The 18,552-nt window shown below is 51.9% G+C and carries 17 protein-coding genes; 9 read left to right on the top strand and 8 right to left on the bottom strand.

The genetic code is table 11. The annotated features are described in order from the left end of the window. Nucleotides 1-13 precede the first annotated feature (13 nt). Both ACSV5M_RS04635 and ACSV5M_RS04630 read left to right on the top strand, forming a co-directional pair. Complete coding sequence (locus ACSV5M_RS04635; RefSeq protein WP_439174418.1) at nucleotides 14-241, top strand: DUF2835 domain-containing protein; 228 nt, start codon at nucleotides 14-16, stop codon at nucleotides 239-241. Nucleotides 242-305: 64 nt separating this feature from the next. Next, a complete protein-coding gene (locus ACSV5M_RS04630) occupies nucleotides 306-1,328 on the top strand; it encodes a quinone-dependent dihydroorotate dehydrogenase (protein WP_439174417.1) in 1,023 nt (340 codons plus the stop codon). 157 nt (nucleotides 1,329-1,485) lie between these two features. Here the strand turns inward: ACSV5M_RS04630 and rmf are convergent, their stop codons facing one another. Next, nucleotides 1,486-1,710 carry a ribosome modulation factor gene (rmf, locus tag ACSV5M_RS04625; RefSeq protein WP_439174416.1) on the bottom strand — a complete coding sequence of 75 codons (225 nt, stop codon included), beginning with the start codon at nucleotides 1,708-1,710 and terminating at the stop codon, nucleotides 1,486-1,488. A 418-nt stretch (nucleotides 1,711-2,128) separates the two neighbouring features. Here rmf and rlmKL point away from each other — a divergent pair, with 418 nt between their 5' ends. The 5 genes from rlmKL to ACSV5M_RS04600 all read left to right on the top strand — a co-directional run bounded on the left by rlmKL (nucleotide 2,129) and on the right by ACSV5M_RS04600 (nucleotide 8,260). Continuing rightward, on the top strand, nucleotides 2,129-4,384 hold the full coding sequence (gene rlmKL / locus ACSV5M_RS04620) for a bifunctional 23S rRNA (guanine(2069)-N(7))-methyltransferase RlmK/23S rRNA (guanine(2445)-N(2))-methyltransferase RlmL (RefSeq protein WP_439174415.1): 2,256 nt from the start codon (nucleotides 2,129-2,131) through the stop codon (nucleotides 4,382-4,384). 67 nt (nucleotides 4,385-4,451) lie between these two features. Beyond that, complete coding sequence (locus ACSV5M_RS04615; RefSeq protein WP_439174414.1) at nucleotides 4,452-5,330, top strand: hypothetical protein; 879 nt, start codon at nucleotides 4,452-4,454, stop codon at nucleotides 5,328-5,330. Nucleotides 5,331-5,558: 228 nt separating this feature from the next. Beyond that, the gene (locus tag ACSV5M_RS04610) at nucleotides 5,559-6,287 is read left to right on the top strand and encodes an SIMPL domain-containing protein (RefSeq protein ID WP_439174413.1); all 729 of its coding nucleotides are present in this window, start codon (nucleotides 5,559-5,561) and stop codon (nucleotides 6,285-6,287) included. A 269-nt stretch (nucleotides 6,288-6,556) separates the two neighbouring features. Beyond that, nucleotides 6,557-7,564 (top strand): protein-methionine-sulfoxide reductase catalytic subunit MsrP, encoded by a 1,008-nt coding sequence (gene msrP / locus ACSV5M_RS04605; RefSeq protein ID WP_439174412.1) that lies wholly within the window; start codon nucleotides 6,557-6,559, stop codon nucleotides 7,562-7,564. 90 nt (nucleotides 7,565-7,654) lie between these two features. Continuing rightward, entirely contained in the window at nucleotides 7,655-8,260 is a 606-nt protein-coding gene (locus tag ACSV5M_RS04600; RefSeq protein WP_439174411.1) for a sulfite oxidase heme-binding subunit YedZ, read from the top strand. A gap of 40 nt (nucleotides 8,261-8,300) precedes the next feature. On the opposite strand, the gene ACSV5M_RS04595 is transcribed toward ACSV5M_RS04600, so the two are convergent. The 6 genes from ACSV5M_RS04595 to earP form a co-directional block, all read right to left on the bottom strand. After that, the gene (locus tag ACSV5M_RS04595; protein WP_439174410.1) at nucleotides 8,301-9,257 is read right to left on the bottom strand and encodes a hypothetical protein; all 957 of its coding nucleotides are present in this window, start codon (nucleotides 9,255-9,257) and stop codon (nucleotides 8,301-8,303) included. Nucleotides 9,258-9,320: 63 nt separating this feature from the next. Next, nucleotides 9,321-10,172: a 5'-methylthioadenosine/S-adenosylhomocysteine nucleosidase gene (gene mtnN / locus ACSV5M_RS04590; RefSeq protein ID WP_439174409.1), complete on the bottom strand. Its 852-nt coding sequence runs from the start codon at nucleotides 10,170-10,172 to the stop codon at nucleotides 9,321-9,323. 15 nt (nucleotides 10,173-10,187) lie between these two features. After that, nucleotides 10,188-11,210: an adenosine deaminase gene (gene add / locus ACSV5M_RS04585; protein ID WP_439174408.1), complete on the bottom strand. Its 1,023-nt coding sequence runs from the start codon at nucleotides 11,208-11,210 to the stop codon at nucleotides 10,188-10,190. A 427-nt stretch (nucleotides 11,211-11,637) separates the two neighbouring features. After that, nucleotides 11,638-13,527 (bottom strand): cation:proton antiporter, encoded by a 1,890-nt coding sequence (locus ACSV5M_RS04580; RefSeq protein ID WP_439174407.1) that lies wholly within the window; start codon nucleotides 13,525-13,527, stop codon nucleotides 11,638-11,640. 215 nt (nucleotides 13,528-13,742) lie between these two features. Continuing rightward, entirely contained in the window at nucleotides 13,743-14,309 is a 567-nt protein-coding gene (gene efp, locus ACSV5M_RS04575) for an elongation factor P (protein ID WP_439174406.1), read from the bottom strand. A 38-nt stretch (nucleotides 14,310-14,347) separates the two neighbouring features. Continuing rightward, complete coding sequence (gene earP / locus ACSV5M_RS04570) at nucleotides 14,348-15,499, bottom strand: elongation factor P maturation arginine rhamnosyltransferase EarP (RefSeq protein ID WP_439174405.1); 1,152 nt, start codon at nucleotides 15,497-15,499, stop codon at nucleotides 14,348-14,350. Between the two features lie 180 nt (nucleotides 15,500-15,679). Between earP and ACSV5M_RS04565 the strand changes: the two genes are divergently transcribed. Both ACSV5M_RS04565 and ACSV5M_RS04560 read left to right on the top strand, forming a co-directional pair. Beyond that, on the top strand, nucleotides 15,680-16,216 hold the full coding sequence (locus tag ACSV5M_RS04565) for a DUF2058 domain-containing protein (RefSeq protein WP_439174404.1): 537 nt from the start codon (nucleotides 15,680-15,682) through the stop codon (nucleotides 16,214-16,216). A 105-nt stretch (nucleotides 16,217-16,321) separates the two neighbouring features. After that, a complete protein-coding gene (locus ACSV5M_RS04560) occupies nucleotides 16,322-16,573 on the top strand; it encodes a hypothetical protein (protein WP_439174403.1) in 252 nt (83 codons plus the stop codon). Between the two features lie 41 nt (nucleotides 16,574-16,614). On the opposite strand, the gene ACSV5M_RS04555 is transcribed toward ACSV5M_RS04560, so the two are convergent. Beyond that, nucleotides 16,615-18,444, bottom strand: a complete 1,830-nt coding sequence (locus ACSV5M_RS04555) for an ABC transporter ATP-binding protein (protein WP_439174402.1) — start codon at nucleotides 18,442-18,444, stop codon at nucleotides 16,615-16,617. Nucleotides 18,445-18,552 lie beyond the last annotated feature (108 nt).

Raw genomic sequence — 18,552 nt, 5'->3', positions numbered from 1 at the left:
TTTAAAGGTGTTTATGGCTGTGCGCGATCTTATCGTCAACCTCATGATTTCCCCGGATGAATATCAGCGCTTATACCAGGGCGCGGTGCGGGATGTTCTGGCGACCAGTGTGGATGGTCGGCGGGTACGCTTTCCCGCCATGATCCTGCGGCCGTTTGTGACGCATGTGGGAATTCGCGGGCGTTTTCGTATTCTGTTTGATGAAAACCACCGCTTCCAGGGCATTGAAAAAATCGACTAGGGCGGGTGAATCCAGTATCCTTGCGCGCAGTTTTCACCCCTTCCAATAGCCTGTAAAGACGCCTATGTACTCAACGCTCAGAAACCTCCTGTTCCGCCTTGATCCCGAAGTTTCCCATGAATTCAGTCTTGATATGCTGGGTGCCGCAGAGCGCCTGAAGCTGCTGGAGTTGTTTATCGCGGCCCCCGCCTATAACCCGGTTGAGGTGATGGGATTACGCTTCCCTAATCCGGTCGGCCTGGCGGCGGGACTTGACAAAAATGGTGACTATTTCAATGCCTTGGGCGCACTGGGGTTTGGGTTTGTCGAGATCGGCACCGTGACCCCACGCCCACAGCCGGGTAATCCCCAGCCGCGCCTGTTCCGCATTCCCGAGCGGGAGGCGATCATCAACCGGATGGGGTTCAACAACAAAGGTGTAGACCACCTGGTTGACCAGGTACGCAAGCGTCGCTATCAGGGCATCCTGGGGATTAATATAGGCAAGAACGCTACCACCCCGGTGGAAAATGCGGCAGATGATTACCTGATCGGGATGCGCAAAGTCTATGCCCATGCGGATTACATCACCGTCAATGTGTCCTCTCCCAACACGCCGGGCCTGCGGGATCTGCAATTTGGTGACAGCCTTAATCGCTTGCTGGAGACCCTGAAAAAAGAACAGCTGGCGTTGCAGCAAGCCCATCAACGGTATGTCCCTGTTGCGGTGAAGATTGCGCCGGATATGGATGATATCGCTATTGCCCAGGTTGCTGCTGCCCTGACCGAACAGGGAATGGACGGGGTGATTGCGACCAACACCACCATTGGCCGCGAAGGCGTGGAAGGATGTCCCAACAGTGAAGAGGCCGGTGGCCTGAGTGGCTTACCCGTGCGCGACAAGAGTACGCGGGTGATTGCTGGCCTGCACAGCCAGGTGGGCGGCAAGTTACCGATCATTGGTGTGGGGGGAATTTCTGATGGGCCCAGCGCGATAGAAAAGATCAAAGCAGGTGCCAGCCTGGTACAGATATACAGTGGGTTTATTTACCGTGGCCCGGCGGTGATTACCGAGGTTGCCAACGCAATTGCGCAGATGGAAAAGTAAGGGGCTTTACGGTCGGCAATCCTGCTGTTTATTCCGCTGATTTTATTGAGCTGAAAAAAATGAAGCCCGCGAGTAGCGGGCGTTTGGTCATGACCGAAGTCATGGCAGGATTGCCCGAATGGCCGTCGGGCGCGGTTGGGATTTTGTCAGTATCTGATCAAGTACTCATTGAAAGTTGTTGGATATTGCTCAGCTTTTGCACCTGAGCCATGCGATTCAAACCGTCCCATTGGTCAATGCGCGATTCGCGCCATCCATTTAACCATTGCTGTCGAGCGGTACCGCTGTCGTGTGGACACAAACTCCTTGAACGACCTTCAATACCAGCTTTATACCCTTTACTGAATGCGCGTTCTGTTTGGTCACGTTTTTGACGTTTCATCAGTTATAGCACCTCTATGTAACGGTTGTTGCGGTGGTTAGTTTTTGTTTCGCTTGTTGATGCTTCTTACCTTGTATTGCAGATGTTGGAAGTGTCCATCCGTTTTTCAACTCTCCATGGCTAGAATGTTGAATGCACGTTTGGAACGAGGAGTTACAATCACCATGACGTTATACGTCGTAAACCCATGCCGTGGCGCTGATGACTGTATCCGGTTGACCTCAACCGATTGCCATAGTTCACGGCGGAGGGTCAGTACACCAAAAAAACGTACGACTTTGAACGATTTTATTTTTATAGCCAGCGGGCTCTATAGTACATAAAGCTCTAGCAAATCGATTTGACAAATTGCGGACCCGCATGAGCACTGGGCTGCAAGCTGATGGCGCATATCTCAGCGCGACATATAGGATAACGCATGATCGAACATCAATTTTTTGCCACCTGTCCCAAGGGCATAGAAAATCTCCTGTTTACCGAACTAGCCGATCTGGGCGCGACTGAGTTGCGCGAGACTATCGCCGGCGTTTATTTTCATGCGTCACAGGAAACTGCTTATCGCATCTGTTTGTGGAGCCGCCTGGCCAATAAAATTTTGCTGCCCTTGGCCAACTTTAGCGTGACCAGTCAGGAAGACCTCTATCACGGCGTGCGCGAGTTGCCCTGGCAAGAACATCTTAATCCGACGGGCTCGCTACTGGTGGATTTTACCGGGACCAATGATGCTATTCGCAATACCCAATTCGGCGCGGTAAAAGTGAAAGATGCTATCGTCGACTGCTTGCGGGATTTCAGCGGCGAGCGTCCGTCGGTGGCAAAACGTGATCCGGATTTGCGCGTGAACGCACGGCTCGCAAAAGATAAAGTGGTGATCAGTATTGATTTGTCGGGCGAAAGTTTGCATCGACGCGGTTATCGGACCAAGCAGGGCAATGCGCCGTTAAAAGAAAATCTTGCCGCTGGTATTTTGTTGCGCGCCGGTTGGCCTGCGGTGGCGGCAGAAGGCGGTGCATTGCTCGATCCCATGTGTGGTTCAGGCACGTTATTAATTGAAGCGGCAATGATGGCCGCTGATATCGCACCGGGTTTGGGCCGCGCCAGTTTTGGTTTTGAACGCTGGTTGAATCACCGCAATGATATGTGGTTGAGCTTGCGCGAAGAAGCCTTTGAGCGTCGACGCCTTGGCCTGGCAAAAAATTTACCAGAAATTCGCGGTTATGATGCCGACCTCAAAGTAATTCGCGCCGCCGAAGAAAATATTGTCAGTGCAGAACTGGATCACTGGTTGCGCGTCAGTCGCAAAGAACTGGCGGAGTTTAAAAAACCGACCCATGCGCCCATGGATTATGGTCTGGTCATTTGCAATCCACCTTACGGTGAGCGTCTGGGAGAAATTGAATCCTTGAAACTCTTGTACGCCCACCTCGGAGAGCGGTTGCGCAATGAGTTTCAGGGGTGGCGGGCCGCCATCTTTACCGGCAATCCGGATTTGGGTAAGCAAATGGGATTGCGCGCCGAGAAAAAATACAAACTCTTTAACGGAACCATCGCCAGCGAAGTTTTATTATTTAACATTGATCGCGAGGCTTTCGTGCAAAGCCGTGTGGAGCAGGACGGGCGTTTCAGCAAAGATGACCGCGAACGGCAAATGGCTGAGGAGAAGGTCAAGGTCGAGGATAAAGCAGCGCAAGCGGCTGCCTTGACTAACGGTGCGCAGATGCTGGCCAATCGCCTGCAAAAAAACCTGAAACAGCTGGATAAATGGGCGCGCAAAAACCATATCAGCTGTTATCGCTTGTACGATGCCGATATGCCGGAATACGCAGCGGCCATTGATATTTATCGCGGTATCCCGCAAGACGGGCGCAATGAGCAGACCTACGTGCATGTGCAGGAATACGCTGCGCCGAAATCTGTTGATGAAGACCGGGCGGCCCAACGTTTTGCAGAGATCGAAATGGCCGTGCCTTTTGCGCTGGATGTGCCGATCAAAAATATCAGTTACAAACAGCGCCGCCGCAACAAAGGCAGTGCCCAATATGAAAAGCTCAGTGATCGTCCGACCGGTGATTTGATCACGGTTGTTGAGGGGCAATCGCGCCTGCATATTAATTTGTGGCAATATCTGGACTCGGGATTATTTCTCGATCATCGCCCGGTGCGTGACCGTATTGCACAAATTGTAAAAGATAAGCGTTTTCTTAATTTATTCTGTTACACCGCAACCGCCAGTGTGCGTGCGGCTATGGCGGGTGCGCGCTTTACCGTCAGTGTGGATATGTCCAACACCTATCTGAACTGGGCGCGTAAAAATTTTGCGCTGAACGGTTTAAGCGAGTCGCGCAATCGGCTGGAGCAGGCAGATTGCTTAAAGTGGCTCGAGGAAAACACCCAGCAGTTTGATGTGATCCTGCTAGATCCGCCGAGCTTTTCCAATTCCAAACGCATGGAAGATGTGCTGGATATCCAGGCTGATCATGTGACCATGATTCATCACGCCATGCGCGCACTCGCGGAAGATGGCACTTTAATATTTTCGAATAATCTGCGCAGCTTCAAATTGGATTATGACGCGCTGAAGGATTACACCATCCAGGATATCAGTGCGCAGACGATTGATCAGGATTTTCAGCGCAATGCTAAGATTCATCAGTGCTGGTTAATCAAACACTGATTCTCGTTTTCCTGTCCTGGCAACATACAGTGAGCAACGGGCGCAGCGAACAACAGGCAATAATCTTATGAAAATAATGACGCAGGATGTGTTACAGCATGTAGTTAAAAAAATGGCCCGCTATTCGCTGCTCGGTGTGGCACTGCTGGCCGCGCAATCTTCAGCGCAGTCATTTTGTTTCGCTTCTGCGGGCAGCTATTACGAGCAGGTTTATTGCGAATTACAGGCCCGGGGCGAGGCAAAAACCCTGCCGCCGTTTTACCAATTCAAACGTAACGATGCGACAACCCAAGCACTTTTATTGAAACGACCGGCAGCGCGGATTGGCATCGACTTACCCATGCCCAAAGCCGCGGCAAAAAAAATGACCGCAAAAGCTGCGCCGCAGCAGGAACGAAAACTGCCGGCTCCTGCTGTGCAAAAACCGCAGCCTGGAACATCACCATCGCCAGCCGCGAAAACCCCCACATCATCTGCGTGCCAACTCAACGGCAACGCCATGCGCTGTGGCGATCAACAATTTACCTTGATGGGTAATCGCCGCAACCAGCGTCTGGCGGAAGGTGTGCTGGAAGCTGAGAATAAAATGGCCTTACCGGTCTATCACGGCAGTACCTCGGACCAAGCCGCCATTGATGCCTATTTAATACGCGCCTATCGCCAGTACATCGAAAAGATGCATGAGATAGGCTTGGGCGGCGTCACCATGACTTACGGAAAGTTCTATTTTTTGTTTTTTGATTTACAGGAAAAAGGGCTGGATTTCAGTCAGCGTTTTGAAACCATGTATGGCTTTTTAAAGAAAGACAAAGCCACCATGGGCGTCAGTGAAACCCTGACGCCTGACAGTCAGCTGAAAGCCGAAGATTGTGATCCGCTGGCCGGGCACATGTGGGTGTGCAGCCGGGCGGGGCGGAATTATTTATATCTCGCAGAGTCGGAATAAGGCGCCATTTCTGCTCGTGGGAAACGTAAATTTTGTTAAAGATTTACCTGAATATGCACAATGTTCAGACGGGGTTAAGCCTGGCCCGGCAATTCTTACACCGTTTTACAAATTAAGCGGAGCCTTTCCTCTATAGTGACGAGTGAACAGTAGCAATGAAACTTTTTATGGTTTTCAGTGCACTTTCTTTCTTAACCATCCGTATTTCGTGTAACAAAAGGACACTTTATGAATCACTTACTTGCCCTGGTATTGTTGTTAACCTCTGCCGTCGCGTTTGCGAACCCTTTACCCGCCAAGCCGCATATTTATGTGGAGGGTTCGGCGGAGATTGAGGTCATCCCCGATGAGATGACTATTACCCTGGGCCTGTCATCGGAAAATATGGATGTCGGTGTCGCCAAGGCCGATGTGGACAAGCGTTCAGTACATCTGATCAATACCCTGAAGGCGATGGATATTGAAGCGCGCGATATTGCGACCACGGCGTTGCAGGTTACGCCGGTTTACGATTATGTCGAAGGTAAGCAGGTGCCGCGCGGCAGCAGGGTTTATCGTCAGGTGGATATTACCCTGCGCGACCTTGAGCGTTACGGCGAGTTGATGCAGGCGTTGATGGATGCGAAGATCTCCAACACCGTGGATACGAGTTTGTCGGTGTCGGATGAGAAGGTGGTAAGTGACCAGGCGTTGATCAAGGCGCTGGAGGATGCGCGTTCGCGGGCGGCGGCGTTGGTGGAGTCCCAGGGGCGCAAGTTGGGTGATGTGCATTCGATTTCAGAGTTTGAGTTGCGCCGTGAGGAGACCTACTTCCTGGTGCCGAACCGTCAGATGTATGGTGAGTCTGCGCAGGGGTTGGCGGTGAGTGCGGATATGCGGATGAAGAGTTCGGAGCCGTTTGAGCCGGGGGTGATTCGGGCGAAGGCTAAGGTGTATGTGGTGTATTTGATTAAGTAATTCTGGTGCTTATACCGAGCTTTAGTCGGTCGTGCCGCGAATACCGTTGTCGACTCTGAGACTCGCCGTGAACCCGGCCCCTACGCGCTCCCGGCCCCTACGCGCTCCCGGCCCCTACGCGCTCCCGGCGCTTCGGGACACTTCCCACATCCATGTGGGTCGTCCTTGGGGATTCATTAGCAGCATCCGTGCTGCTGATGGTCTCAGAGTCGACAACGGTATTCTCTCAGAGAGAATGTGCCATAAATTTTTAAATTCGGGTAACTGCCATGCTGATCAAGAAGCCGTCGGATATTCCCTCTTCAGACATTACGCCGGAAGCGATCTATCGGGCGCGGAGGGATTTTATGCGTGGGGCTTTTTCGGTGGGTGTGTTGGGTGCGGCGGGGATGGTGGTGCCGGGGGTGTTGGCGGAGCCGGTTCATGTGGCGGAGGCGGAGAATAAAGGGCCGGATTGGTTGAAGCGGGAGATTGCGTCGGCGAAGGCGGATTCTCAAAATGTGAGCGATAAGTTGACGCCTTACGAGCATGTTACCCAGTACAATAATTTTTATGAGTTTGGTTACAACAAGGATGATCCCGCGAAGAACAGTAAACATTTTCAACCGCATCCCTGGTCGGTAGAAATTGCCGGGGAGGCAGGGAAGACGGGTCGGTTTACGTTGGAGGATATTCTCAAAGGCATGGCGCTGGAGGAGCGGGTTTATCGTCTGCGTTGTGTTGAGGCTTGGTCGATGGTGATTCCGTGGGTTGGCTTTCCACTGGCGAGTTTGTTGAAGCGTTTTGAGCCGACGGGAAATGCGAAATACGTGGCCTTCACTACTCTGAAAGATCCCAAACAAATGCCGGCGCAGAAGAGTGCGTTTAGCAGTATTGATTGGCCTTATGTTGAAGGCTTGCGTATCGACGAAGCCATGCATCCGTTGACGATGTTGGCGGTGGGTTTGTATGGCAAGGTATTGCCCAATCAGAACGGTGCGCCGTTACGGTTAGTAGTGCCCTGGAAGTATGGTTTTAAAAGCATTAAATCTATCGTGAAGATGGAGTTCACCGAAAAAGAACCGCCGACCACCTGGAATATCAGCGCGCCGCAGGAATACGGTTTTTACGCGAATGTAAATCCCAAGGTTGATCATCCACGCTGGAGCCAGGCCACCGAGCGACGTTTACCCAGCGGCCTGTTCAGCCCGAATATTATCGACACCCAGTTATTCAATGGCTACGCCGACGAGGTAGCCCACCTTTACAAAGGCATGAACTTAAAAAAATACTACTAACCCTACCGTAGGTCGGATTAGCGGCAAAGCCGCGTAATCCGACACACAATTATGTAATCAAATTAAACCCCAACCAACCCGGATAACCCCGTGCAACAAATCCCCACCCGCTGGCGACGCCTCACCATCTTTCTCTGCGCCCTTATTCCTTTCGCCTGGCTGGTCTTCAACACCATTACCCAACAACTCGGCGCTGATCCCGCGAAAACTATTGTGTTATTCACCGGCGAATGGACGATTTATTTTTTGTTTATCACGTTATCTGTGACACCCTTACGCCGTTTATTGAAATGGAATTGGCTGATGCCCCACCGCCGGATGCTGGGCTTATTTGCCTTGTTCTACGGTGTATTGCATTTATTGTCGTATCTGATTTTTATTCTCGGCCTGGATTTCAGTCGCCTGGTGTCTGAAACACTCAAACGACCCTATATAACCGTAGGGTTTCCGGCGCTGTTGATTCTGATTGTCCTGGGTATCACCTCCACACAAAAGATGATGCGACGCCTGGGAAAAAACTGGGTTAAGCTGCATCGTCTGGTTTACCTTGCGTTGATCCTCGCCTGGATTCATGTCTTATGGCAGGTGCGCTCCAGCTATTTTGAGGCAGCTGTCTACGGCGCTATCGTGACAGTATTGTTGGGGATTCGCCTGTTCTGGGCCTTCAACAAAAACAAACGTCGCGCCGCGCAATAGCGTGATTTGTTTTTCCTGTTATTTATACCCGCCTTGGCCGTTATTTGTAACCACCCTGTAAATACCGATAAAACGCGGGATTTACCCAAATCGTTTCCGGGTTGAGCGTCCAGGTTTTGTTAAGTGCAGCAATGTTTTTGATTAACTCTGGTGCCTTGTCTGGCAAGGCAAGTAGTACAGCGGTTTCTTCTTCGTGGCTTACCAGAATCTGCGTAACCGGGTGAAAGTCTGATGCAGCAACCAGACTACGGTAATAGGGTTGCCACCAGGCGCTACGAATAAGCCCTGACTGTTCAGCACGATTTTTTTTAGCGTAACGATTCACTATTTGCATAAAGCGCTGTTTGTCATCGGCAGTCGCAAAGCCAAAGTGTAAATCATACTCAAGCGCTTCTATCAGATGGCGATTACCGCTTAGCCCAAGGGTATTGGGATTTGGTGTGCCCCAATCGTCACGATGCAAAAAAGCTGATGTTTTCAGCGAAAAACCCACCTGTGCCTCAAACCCTTCGCTAGCCAGCAGCGCGAGTAACTGTTGGGCGTGATCAATATCATTGTGGCCATAGATAATGTGTGTCTCACGCTCGAATAACGGCCAGGGAGTCGTATAGATGTTATAACCAGTCGCCACGCTCTGGTCGATCACCGCGCGCAAGGCAATAGCAAAATCAGAATGGCCTTCTTTCGAGGCGCTCAGCCAGCGTGTCTCAATGCGTTGGTATACAGAGGGTTCGCGCAAATTTCCGAGATAGGCAAGGTCCGGTTTGTTGTAATGCGCAACAAAGCTGGCGAGATGCACTTTTGTTGTGGGGGCGCCGAGGGTTTTGAGCACAGCCAACGCCTGTTGCTCGGGAAAGTCCTCGGCTTTGTCGGCATCTATGCCAGTGATACGCGTAACTTTTTCCGCAGAAAATGTTGCTGCCAGTTCGCTGTAGCCTAATTGTTTGACGGCATCAGAGTAGGTGCCGCCATGACAGGGAAGCGCAACGCATAACATCGCAAGTCTTGCAAAAAATGACACCCTCATCGTTTATTTTTCCCGCTTCACAGAGCCTCTGAACTATAAAAATTTCACCAGGTGTAACGAAAATTTCGCGGCCTCCCGCGCAGCAATAGGGCCAAGGCGCAGGTAATCATCATTGGGTGCTTCCTGGGCTACATTGGAACCGGCGCGCACAATTAAATAAGGTACGCCCAAGGCTTCGCATACATGGCCCAATGGAGCGGATTCCATCTCCATGATGTCGGTCTTGTAGTGATTGCGCAGTAGATCAATACGGACCTGCGGAACACCGAATAAATCTGATGACGCCACGATGCCGTAGCGCACCGAATTTTTGTAGGTGCTGTCATTGGCGGTTACGGTTTGCGGCTCATAAGTATCCATGGCTTTTTTTGCCAGGGCCAACATGGCTGCGGAAGGTTTAAATTCATTGGTCACTTCCTTGCCGTTATCAGGTCCATTCATCGGGCGATACACCATATCGTTTGCCGTGAGGCTGCCGTAGTCATGCTCATAGGTGTGCGTCGCCACGATAACATCACCGGTGCGCAACTGTTGGTTGATGCGTGCTCCGGTACCGGTCATGAGTACCATACGCGGTTTAAATTCCTTGATGAACAACGTAGTCGTCATGCCGGTGAAGGTTTTGCCGATACCGGTAATAGCAATAACCACCGGCTTGCCATGCAATTTTCCTTGCCAGTAAGGAATACCCCACACACTTTTTTTCTCGGGATTTTCCAGAGCCTCGGTAAGTACCGGGATTTCCTGCGGCACAGCGCCAAGTATCACAATGGTATCGGTCGGTTCGTAGAATCGTGGTTTTTCCTGTGCCTGGCTGGCCGGTGTTACACACGCGAAGAAGCTGGCAATAACGACAAGCAACCGTTTGGTAATTAAAAATTTCATAGCATTATCCCGATATTAATTGGCCGGTTGGTCAGTGTTGGTGGTGACATACTCGTTGAGCAATGTCAGGTAATGGTTCTTCTGCGCCTCCGGTAACCAGGCGACCCGAAACGCGTTGCCAACCAGGGTGGTGATTTCTTCGCTGGTGAATTGTCCTTCCTGTTGCAGTTCCAGCAGGTTTTCATTGAGGTACGCACGAAAGTACGCGGGATCGTCGGAGTTGATGGTGGCGAGCATGCCTTTTTGTAGCATGGTGCGAATTTCTGCAGAGGTAAGTGATTGCACCACAAAACGGTTGGACACCGGGCACACCGTCAGCCCGAGACCGCGTTTCTTTATCGTTTCACACAGTGCTTCGTCTTCAAGGGAATTCACACCGTGATCGATGCGATCCACCATAATGTCATCGAGGCACTGGCCAATATGCACCAGGGTGTTTTGCTGGTTTACATCACAATGCATCGTCAGTTTTAAACCCATCTCCCGTGCTTGTTTAAAAACGTCTGCAAACTTAACTGGTGGGTTATTTTTTTCATCGGAATCCAGCCCTACGCCGATGATCCAGTCGCGGTAGGGTTTGACCATCTTCAGGTGCGCTATGGCGGATTCCGCGCTCATGTCGCGCAGGAAGCACATAATCAGCTGGCTTTCAATGCCGAGTTTTTCTTTGGCATCCACCTGGGCGTTATGAATACCGGTGATAACCACCCCGAATTCCACCCCGCGACTGGTGTGCGCTTGCGGATCAAAAAACACCTCAGCATAAAGCGTATTCTGGCTGCGGGCTTTGCTCAGATAATTCCAGGTGAGCTGGTAAAAATCGGCTTCGGTGCGCAACACATCCATGGCGGCGTAGTAGATGGTTAAAAAAGAGGGCAGGTCATAGAAGTTGTAAGCAGCGATCAATTCGTCCGGCGTTTTGTAGGGCAGGTCGATCTGATTGCGCTGTGCCAGTTCAAAACTGAGTTCCGGTTCCAGTGTTCCTTCCAGGTGAACATGCAATTCCGCTTTGGGCATGTTTTCAATAAAAGTTTGCATCGTTAGCTCCGAGGGTTCACTTGTTGTTGCCCCTGATTTGCAACTTTCATTCCCCTTTATGTGAATGCTTGAAATAAGCTGACTAATTGGACAATAAATTAAAAAGCTGACTGTTTTGGGGTGGTGGGTTGCACTAAAAAAGGTGAGATGGTGTATGGAGAAGGGCGTTTCTGGTGCGATATAGGTGCTTCGTATGTCGTTTACCACTAAGGTCTTTCGTTTCGAAAACGCATAACAAATTGGCAGGATAGCCAATTTGCACAGCGAAGCTGCCGAAGGGTGAGCCACAGGGATGTGGTGAATGAATCGTCCCTGTAGCTCCCGCAAATCATCCGTGATTTGAGGGTTTCGAAACAAAAACCTGAGCGGCAAACTCACGTTGTGCGCTCTTAAAGTCAAGCTATCCGAATGGACAGCTTATTGGCTTTTACTGCGGATCTTCAGGTGTGGTGGGCTTCGCTTCAGTCTCCGGTGTAATCAAACTGATAATTTGCCAGCCCGCCTTGGGTGTCCAGGCACGCTTGGTGGTTTCATGGCGAGGTGCTGCGTTGTTTTCCTTGGTGTTCGTCTCAGGGGTATACATGCCCGCGGTATAAATAAAGGTGCGATTGTTTGGGTCGAGGGCGATCAGTGGCAGGGCGCGGGTGCCGTAATTATTGGCGTAGTCCTCAATGGTAAAGGCGTCCGTCAAGGGGGTGGTTTTTATCTGGGCGCCGCGCGCCATCAGGCTGGCCAATTTGCCGTAGGTGATGTCCTCGCCGAACAGGCTTAAATTCCTGGCGTAGTCTTCGGCCAGTTTGTGGCTGGCGCGGGTGTCTTTTTCTCCGTAGCCCAGGCCCCATACATTGCCTTCGCCCAGGATGGCTTCGTAGTCGTAGCTCAAGACGGGGTTCAGTTGGCGGTAGGGTGACAGTATCAACAGGTGGCGGGTGAGGACCAGGTCGAGCGTGCGGTGGGCGTGCTCGGAGGCGGGGTTGCCATAGTAAGTGGGAATATTCTGCATGCGGGCTGCGCGGATGTTATCCCAGTTGGTGTCCGCCAGTTTGACTGGAATATCCTGTTTGATCAGTTCGCTGGCGAGGGCGCGGGGAAATGCGCTGGCGCCAAAAATCAGTAAGCCTTGTGGAGCTGGCGCGCGCACGCCTAACAGTTTGGCGAAGGTGCCGGCGGTCAAACTCTGCAATACAACGGTAGTAATAATCACCAGGAACACCATCGGGACAATTTTTTCTGCTTCCAGAAAACCTGCTTCTTCCAGCTTCAGGGCAAAGAGTGCCGATACGGCAGCGGCAACAATACCGCGTGGCGCGATCCAGCTCAGCAGGGCTAATTCGCGCCAGTTCAGGGATGTCCCGATACTTGAGGCCAACACACTCAAGGGCCGGGCGACAAAGATGACCACCAGCAGCACAAATACCACGCCCCAGCCCAATTGGCTGATCGCATAAAAATCGATACGGGCGGCCAGCAGGATAAATAAAGCTGAAATCAGCAAGACACTGAGGGTTTCCTTGAACTCGAGGATACTTTCTACTTCAACGTGCTTCATGTTGGCCAGCCAGATACCCATTACCGTTACGGTCAATAAACCGGACTCTTCGGCAACGTGGTTGGAGAGTGCATAGGCGCCCAACATCAAGGTCAGCACGCCGGTATTTTCGAGGTAGTGCGGAAACCAATTGCGACGCAAGGCGACTCCCAAAAAATAACCGGCGGCGGCACCCAGACCGAAGCCGATGGCCAAGGTCAGGCCAAAGGTCTGCAGGGTATGGGCTAATGCGGTTTCCTGGCTGGACACGACAAATTCATAAACCAGTACCGCCAGCAGGGCGCCGATGGGGTCAATCACAATGCCTTCCCAGCGCAGGATGTTGCCAATATTCGCTTTGGGCCGCACGGTGCGCAGCATGGGGACAATGACGGTGGGGCCGGTAACGACCACAATAGCGCCGAACAAAAAGGCCAGTTCCCAGGACAGGTTGAGGAAGTAATGCGCGCTGGGCGTCACGATCAGCCAGGTAATCAGTGAGCCTAGTGTGACCAGGTTGCGCACCATGGTGCCGTGATTTTGCAAATCACTGAAGCGCAAGGTCAGGCTGCCTTCAAACAGGATGATGGCGACCGAGAGTACGACCAGCGGGAAAAGCAGCTCACCGAACAGGGCGTCCGGATCAAGGATATGAAACCCGGGCCCCAGCGCGAGGCCAGCTAATAACAAGGGCAAGATAGCGGGAATACGAATGCGCCAGGCGAACCATTGGCAGGCGATGGATACCAATCCCACCAGGACGAGTAATGAGAGGCTGTCTAATGCCATGTGCTACTCCTTTTATTTTCGTCCGGGGGAGTATAGCAAGCTGTCAGGGCTCGTCCGTGTGTTGAGGGGAAAAGTCAGGAAGTAGGTCGATCTGTTACATAAGATCTGCGGTTTCTGGTACCCATAACCCTGGCACCCATAAACCTAGCACCATCAATCTGGCGCCCATAAAAAAAGCCCCATAAAGATGGGGCTTTTTTGCAAACACGGGTCGCTTAGGCTTTAGCGCGCGATTTGTATTCGCCGGTGCGGGTGTCGATGGAAATCAAATCACCGATCTCTACAAACGCAGAGACTTGCAGCTCAGTACCGTTGTTCAGGCGGGCAGTCTTCATCACCTTGCCGGAAGTGTCACCGCGTACAGCCGGTTCGGTGTAGGCGATTTCACGCACGATGGTGTTGGGCGGGGTGATAGAGATAACGCGACCGTCGTAAAACACTGCTTCACACACGTCCTGCATGCCGTCTTCGATGTACAGCAGCAAATCGCCCAGTTCTTCTTTAGTCACTTCGTATTGTTCGTAATCAGAATCCACGAACACATACATAGGGTCGGAGAAGTAAGAGTAGGTCACTTCTTTGCGATCAAGGATGATGTCTTCGAACTTGTCGTCGGCTTTGTAAACCGTTTCGGTGGCGATGGCGTTCAGCAGGTTCTTCAGCTTCATCTTAACAACGGCAGAGTTACGGCCTGACTTGTTAAACTCCGCTTTCTGGATAACCCAGGGTGAGCCGTCGATGTTGATTACATGACCGGCGCGCAGTTCTTGTGCAGTTTTCATGACGAATCCCAAAAATTGATGGTTAAAATCGGCGGCTACTATAGCGGTTTTTCACAAAATTGCACCAGCTTTGCGGCCAAATCCCCCAAAGAATTTAGGGTTTGCTCCCAGTTTCGGCTGTGGAGCTGCCACTCCGACAGTCGCTCCAGACACTGGTTCCAGGCATCCTGGCAGTTATCTCCACAGTTCCAGCCATACCACAGGCACTCCAGCGCTTGCGCCAGCAAGGGCGGCAAGCCGTGGTGATAGCGCGCCATAAACGCCGCCAGCTTGACCAGATGTGCCTCTTCGTCCTGGGGGTAGATATGCCACACCAGCGGCTTGGCCGCCCATTGCGCGCGAACAAAAGAGTCCTCCCCGCGCACGAAGTTGATGTCACAACTCCACAGCAGACGGTCGTACTGGTCTTGTGTCATAAAAGGAATCACCTGCAAGGTTAGCTGCCCCCGCATGACCTTGGCGCCAACGGCCGGGGCGCTATCGAAGTAGCGACCGAGCGAGGCGAGAATCCGTCCTTCGGGCACCAGGCAGTGGATCGGTCGGGCGGATTTGCACCAGGTTTCCACTAACGAATGGATGGCGGGGTTTTCGTAGCTGAATAACGAAATAAGCAAGGCATCCGAAGCGGTTGTCACACCCATGGATGCCAGGAAATTTACGCGCGCTTCGGGATTTTCCTGAAATGCCTCGCGCTCTTGACGCAATTGCGCTTCACACAGCAAACCGCCGGTTTTGCCGGTAAAACCGGGAAAGAAGAAGGTTTTAACTAAACCGTATTGGGGATTGATAGAGCGCATGCCGTGGCAATCATCTACCCAGGTTTCGGCGCTCAGGTATTCCAGGTTCAACCAGCGGGGGCGCTCAGGCTGCCGGGCCATGGCGGCAACATAGGTCTCCGGTAACTCGCAGGCAAAGGCTTCAATGACGACCTCGGCAGGTTCGACAGCGGGAAATACTGCCGGCCATTGCACAACCTCAATCCCACTCACGGTTTGGTGCGCGCAATCTGCGGTGCTGGGCCACAGGCGGCGCAATGCGGCAAGATCATCCAGCCACAGGCGGACGGACAGGCCATATTCACAATGTAATTGGCGTGCCAGCCGCCAGCAGACGCCGATATCGCCGTAATTGTCGATCACCCGGCAGAAAATATCCCAATGGCGGGGCGGCAGGTTTTCAATGCGCTTCATAAGGTCTGGTTCAAGCTGGCGAGTCGGTAGGTCAAAAAGATCGCCAGTTTATCAGTTACGGCAGTGGGTAGCTTCAGGCTGTGGACAGTTTGAAATCACCGGGCGATATTGCCAATCCGGGAAATTGCTGCGAGAGTGACGCCCTGGCTGTGATCCATCAGAAAAACGGAAGAGGTAGGTATGCCATCTCTACAAGATCAATTACTGAAAGCGGGCCTGGTTGACAAGAAGCAAGTCAAACAGGTCAATAAAGAAAAGCGTAAACAAACGAATGTCGCCCGTCGCTCGGCAGAGGAAGTCGTTGACGAAGTGAAACAACAGGCGGAGCAAGCGCGGCTGGAAAAAGTGCAGCGCGATCGGGAGTTGAATCGGCAGCGTGATCAGGAGTTGCACAATAAAGCCATTGCAGCGCAAATCAAACAATTGGTGGACAATAATCGCCAACCCAAAGGTGGCGACGTTGAATACAATTTCACCGACGGCAAACAGATCAAGAAAATTCGCATGAAGCCGGAGATGCAGCAGCAGCTGATTCGCGGGCAGTTAACCATTGTTAAATCAGCCGGCGAGTATGAACTGGTGCCGCGTATCATTGCTGACAAGATTGCATTGCGTGATCCCGGTTGTGTACTGGTTGCCAATGCAATAGCAGCCACAGATACCAAAGACGATGATCCCTACGCGGATTATGTTATTCCTGACGATTTAATGTGGTAATTCACTGACGAATTACTGAATCTTTTTGCCGAATCCTTGAGCAGCTGTTGAAAACCTTGTGCGACGCATGTTTTCTCTGCCTGCAAACCGTGCACAGTGAACACTATGCTGAAAAATCCTGTCACCGCGATATTGCGTAGTAATTCACCGCGCGGTATCAAAATTATTGCGCTGAGTTTGTTGCTGGTGTTGGTCTGTGCCGCGCCCTTAATGCTGTATGTTTTTTTAGGCCCGGAAGATGGTAATCCGGTAGGGCTAGGGTTGCTCTTTGCCGGCGGTGCGCTGGTCGCGCATGTTGGTTTTACGGTGGGGCTGGTGTTATTGATCTGGGATGTGTTTATCAAAAAGAACAAGTAGGTCGGATTAGCGCAGCGTAATCCGACCTACAGAGAGCATAATCACATCTCGCCCAGGAAGCCGCCGGATTGGTGAGCCCAGAGTTGGGCATAGAGTCCGCCGAGCGCAATCAATTCGCTGTGGGTTCCCTGTTCAACAATGCGGCCCTGATCCAACACAATTAAGCGATCCAGGGCGGCAATAGTCGATAAACGGTGTGCAATAGCGATAACGGTTTTGCCTTCCATCAAGGTTGTCAGGTTAGCCTGAATAGCCGCTTCCACTTCTGAATCCAGTGCTGAGGTTGCTTCATCCATAATCAGGATCGGTGCGTCTTTGATAAGAACGCGCGCGATAGCAATGCGCTGGCGTTGCCCGCCGGATAATTTCACGCCGCGTTCACCCACGTGGGCGTCGTAACCGGTGCGATGTTTGCCATCATCCAGGTACTGAATAAAATCGTGGGCTTCTGCTTGCTTGGCCGCACGAATCATATCTTCTTCGGTGGCATCCGGTTTACCGTAAAGTAAATTGTCGCGCACCGAACGGTGCAATAACGAAGTGTCCTGAGTCACCATGCCGATGTGGGCGCGCAGACTTTCCTGCGATACCTCGGCAATGTCTTTTCCGTCAATCAGAATCTTGCCGGCTTCCACATCGTAAAAGCGCATCAACAAATTCACTAAAGTGGATTTACCGGAACCGGAGCGACCGACCAGACCAATTTTTTCACCCGGTTTAATATCGAGGGAGAAATGATCAATCACGCCGCTGCCTTTGCCGTAATGAAAGCTCACATCGTCAAAGCGAATGCCGCCCTGATGAATGGTGAGTGCCGGCGCACCGGGCTGGTCCTGCACATCGCGGGGTTTGGATAAGGTGTTTAAACCGTCGCGGGCGGTACCGATATTTTCAAACAACGAGGACACTTCCCACATAATCCACTGCGCCATGCCGTTCAGGCGCAATACCAGGCCCACAGCAGCAGCGATAGCACCGGTAGAGATAGCGGATTCGGTCCACAGCCAGATGGACAAAGCCGTAACGGAAAAAATCAGCAGTGCCGTCAAGGTCCATACGCCACTGTTCAACAGCGTGGCCAGACGCATTTGCCGATAAACGGTGGTCAGGAAATATTCCATGCCTTCCTTTGCATAGGTCGCTTCACGGCGCGAGTGGGAAAATAATTTCACTGTAGAAATATTGGTGTAAGTATCCACCAGCCGGCCGGTCATATCGGAACGCGCATCGGCCTGTTCAGTGGACACCTTGGCGAGGCGTGGGAGGAAGTAATACAGCAAACCGGCATAACAGATAAACCAGATCAACAGCGGGATTGCCAGCCGGTAATCCATGGATGCCACTAACAACACCATGCCACTGAAATACACCACAACGTAGAGTAAAACGTCGAGTAACTTCATGACGGTTTCGCGCACCGCCAATGCGGTTTGCATCACCTTGGTGGCAATGCGTCCGGCGAATTCATTTTGATAAAAGGCGAGACTCTGGCCCAGCAGGTAACGATGTGCCTGCCAGCGAATCCGCATAGGGTAGTTACCCAGCAACGTCTGGTGAATCACCGTGGAATGCAAAAACACGGCGCAGGGCAGGGCAAGCAGAATCACGACGGCCATGATCAGCAATTGATCGCCGGATTCCGAAAATAAACTTGCCGGCGTATGGGCATTGAGCTTATCCACCAGCTCGCCCAAAAAGGCGAAGAGCGATACTTCCATCACCGCAATGGCGCCCGTCAGCAAGGCCATAAATACCAGATGAAACTCGATGCCGCGCGTGTAGTGGCGGCAAAACGCAAACAGGGTTTTGGGCGGCTGTTGCGGGTCCTGGGGCGGGAAAGGTTTAATCAGGCTTTCAAAAAACGTAAACATGGTTACCAGCATCTATCAGTGAGAGCCCGATATGTTGATGATAAACATTGACTGTTTAATGTCATCGAACAGGAAATGGGTCATGGTGAAAATTCGGCGGCCAGTCTA

The organism is Cellvibrio sp. ARAG 10.3 (genome assembly GCF_051846955.1).
In the GTDB taxonomy this organism is placed as follows: Bacteria; Pseudomonadota; Gammaproteobacteria; order Pseudomonadales; family Cellvibrionaceae; genus Cellvibrio.
This window is presented reverse-complemented; position numbering and strand designations above follow the sequence as displayed.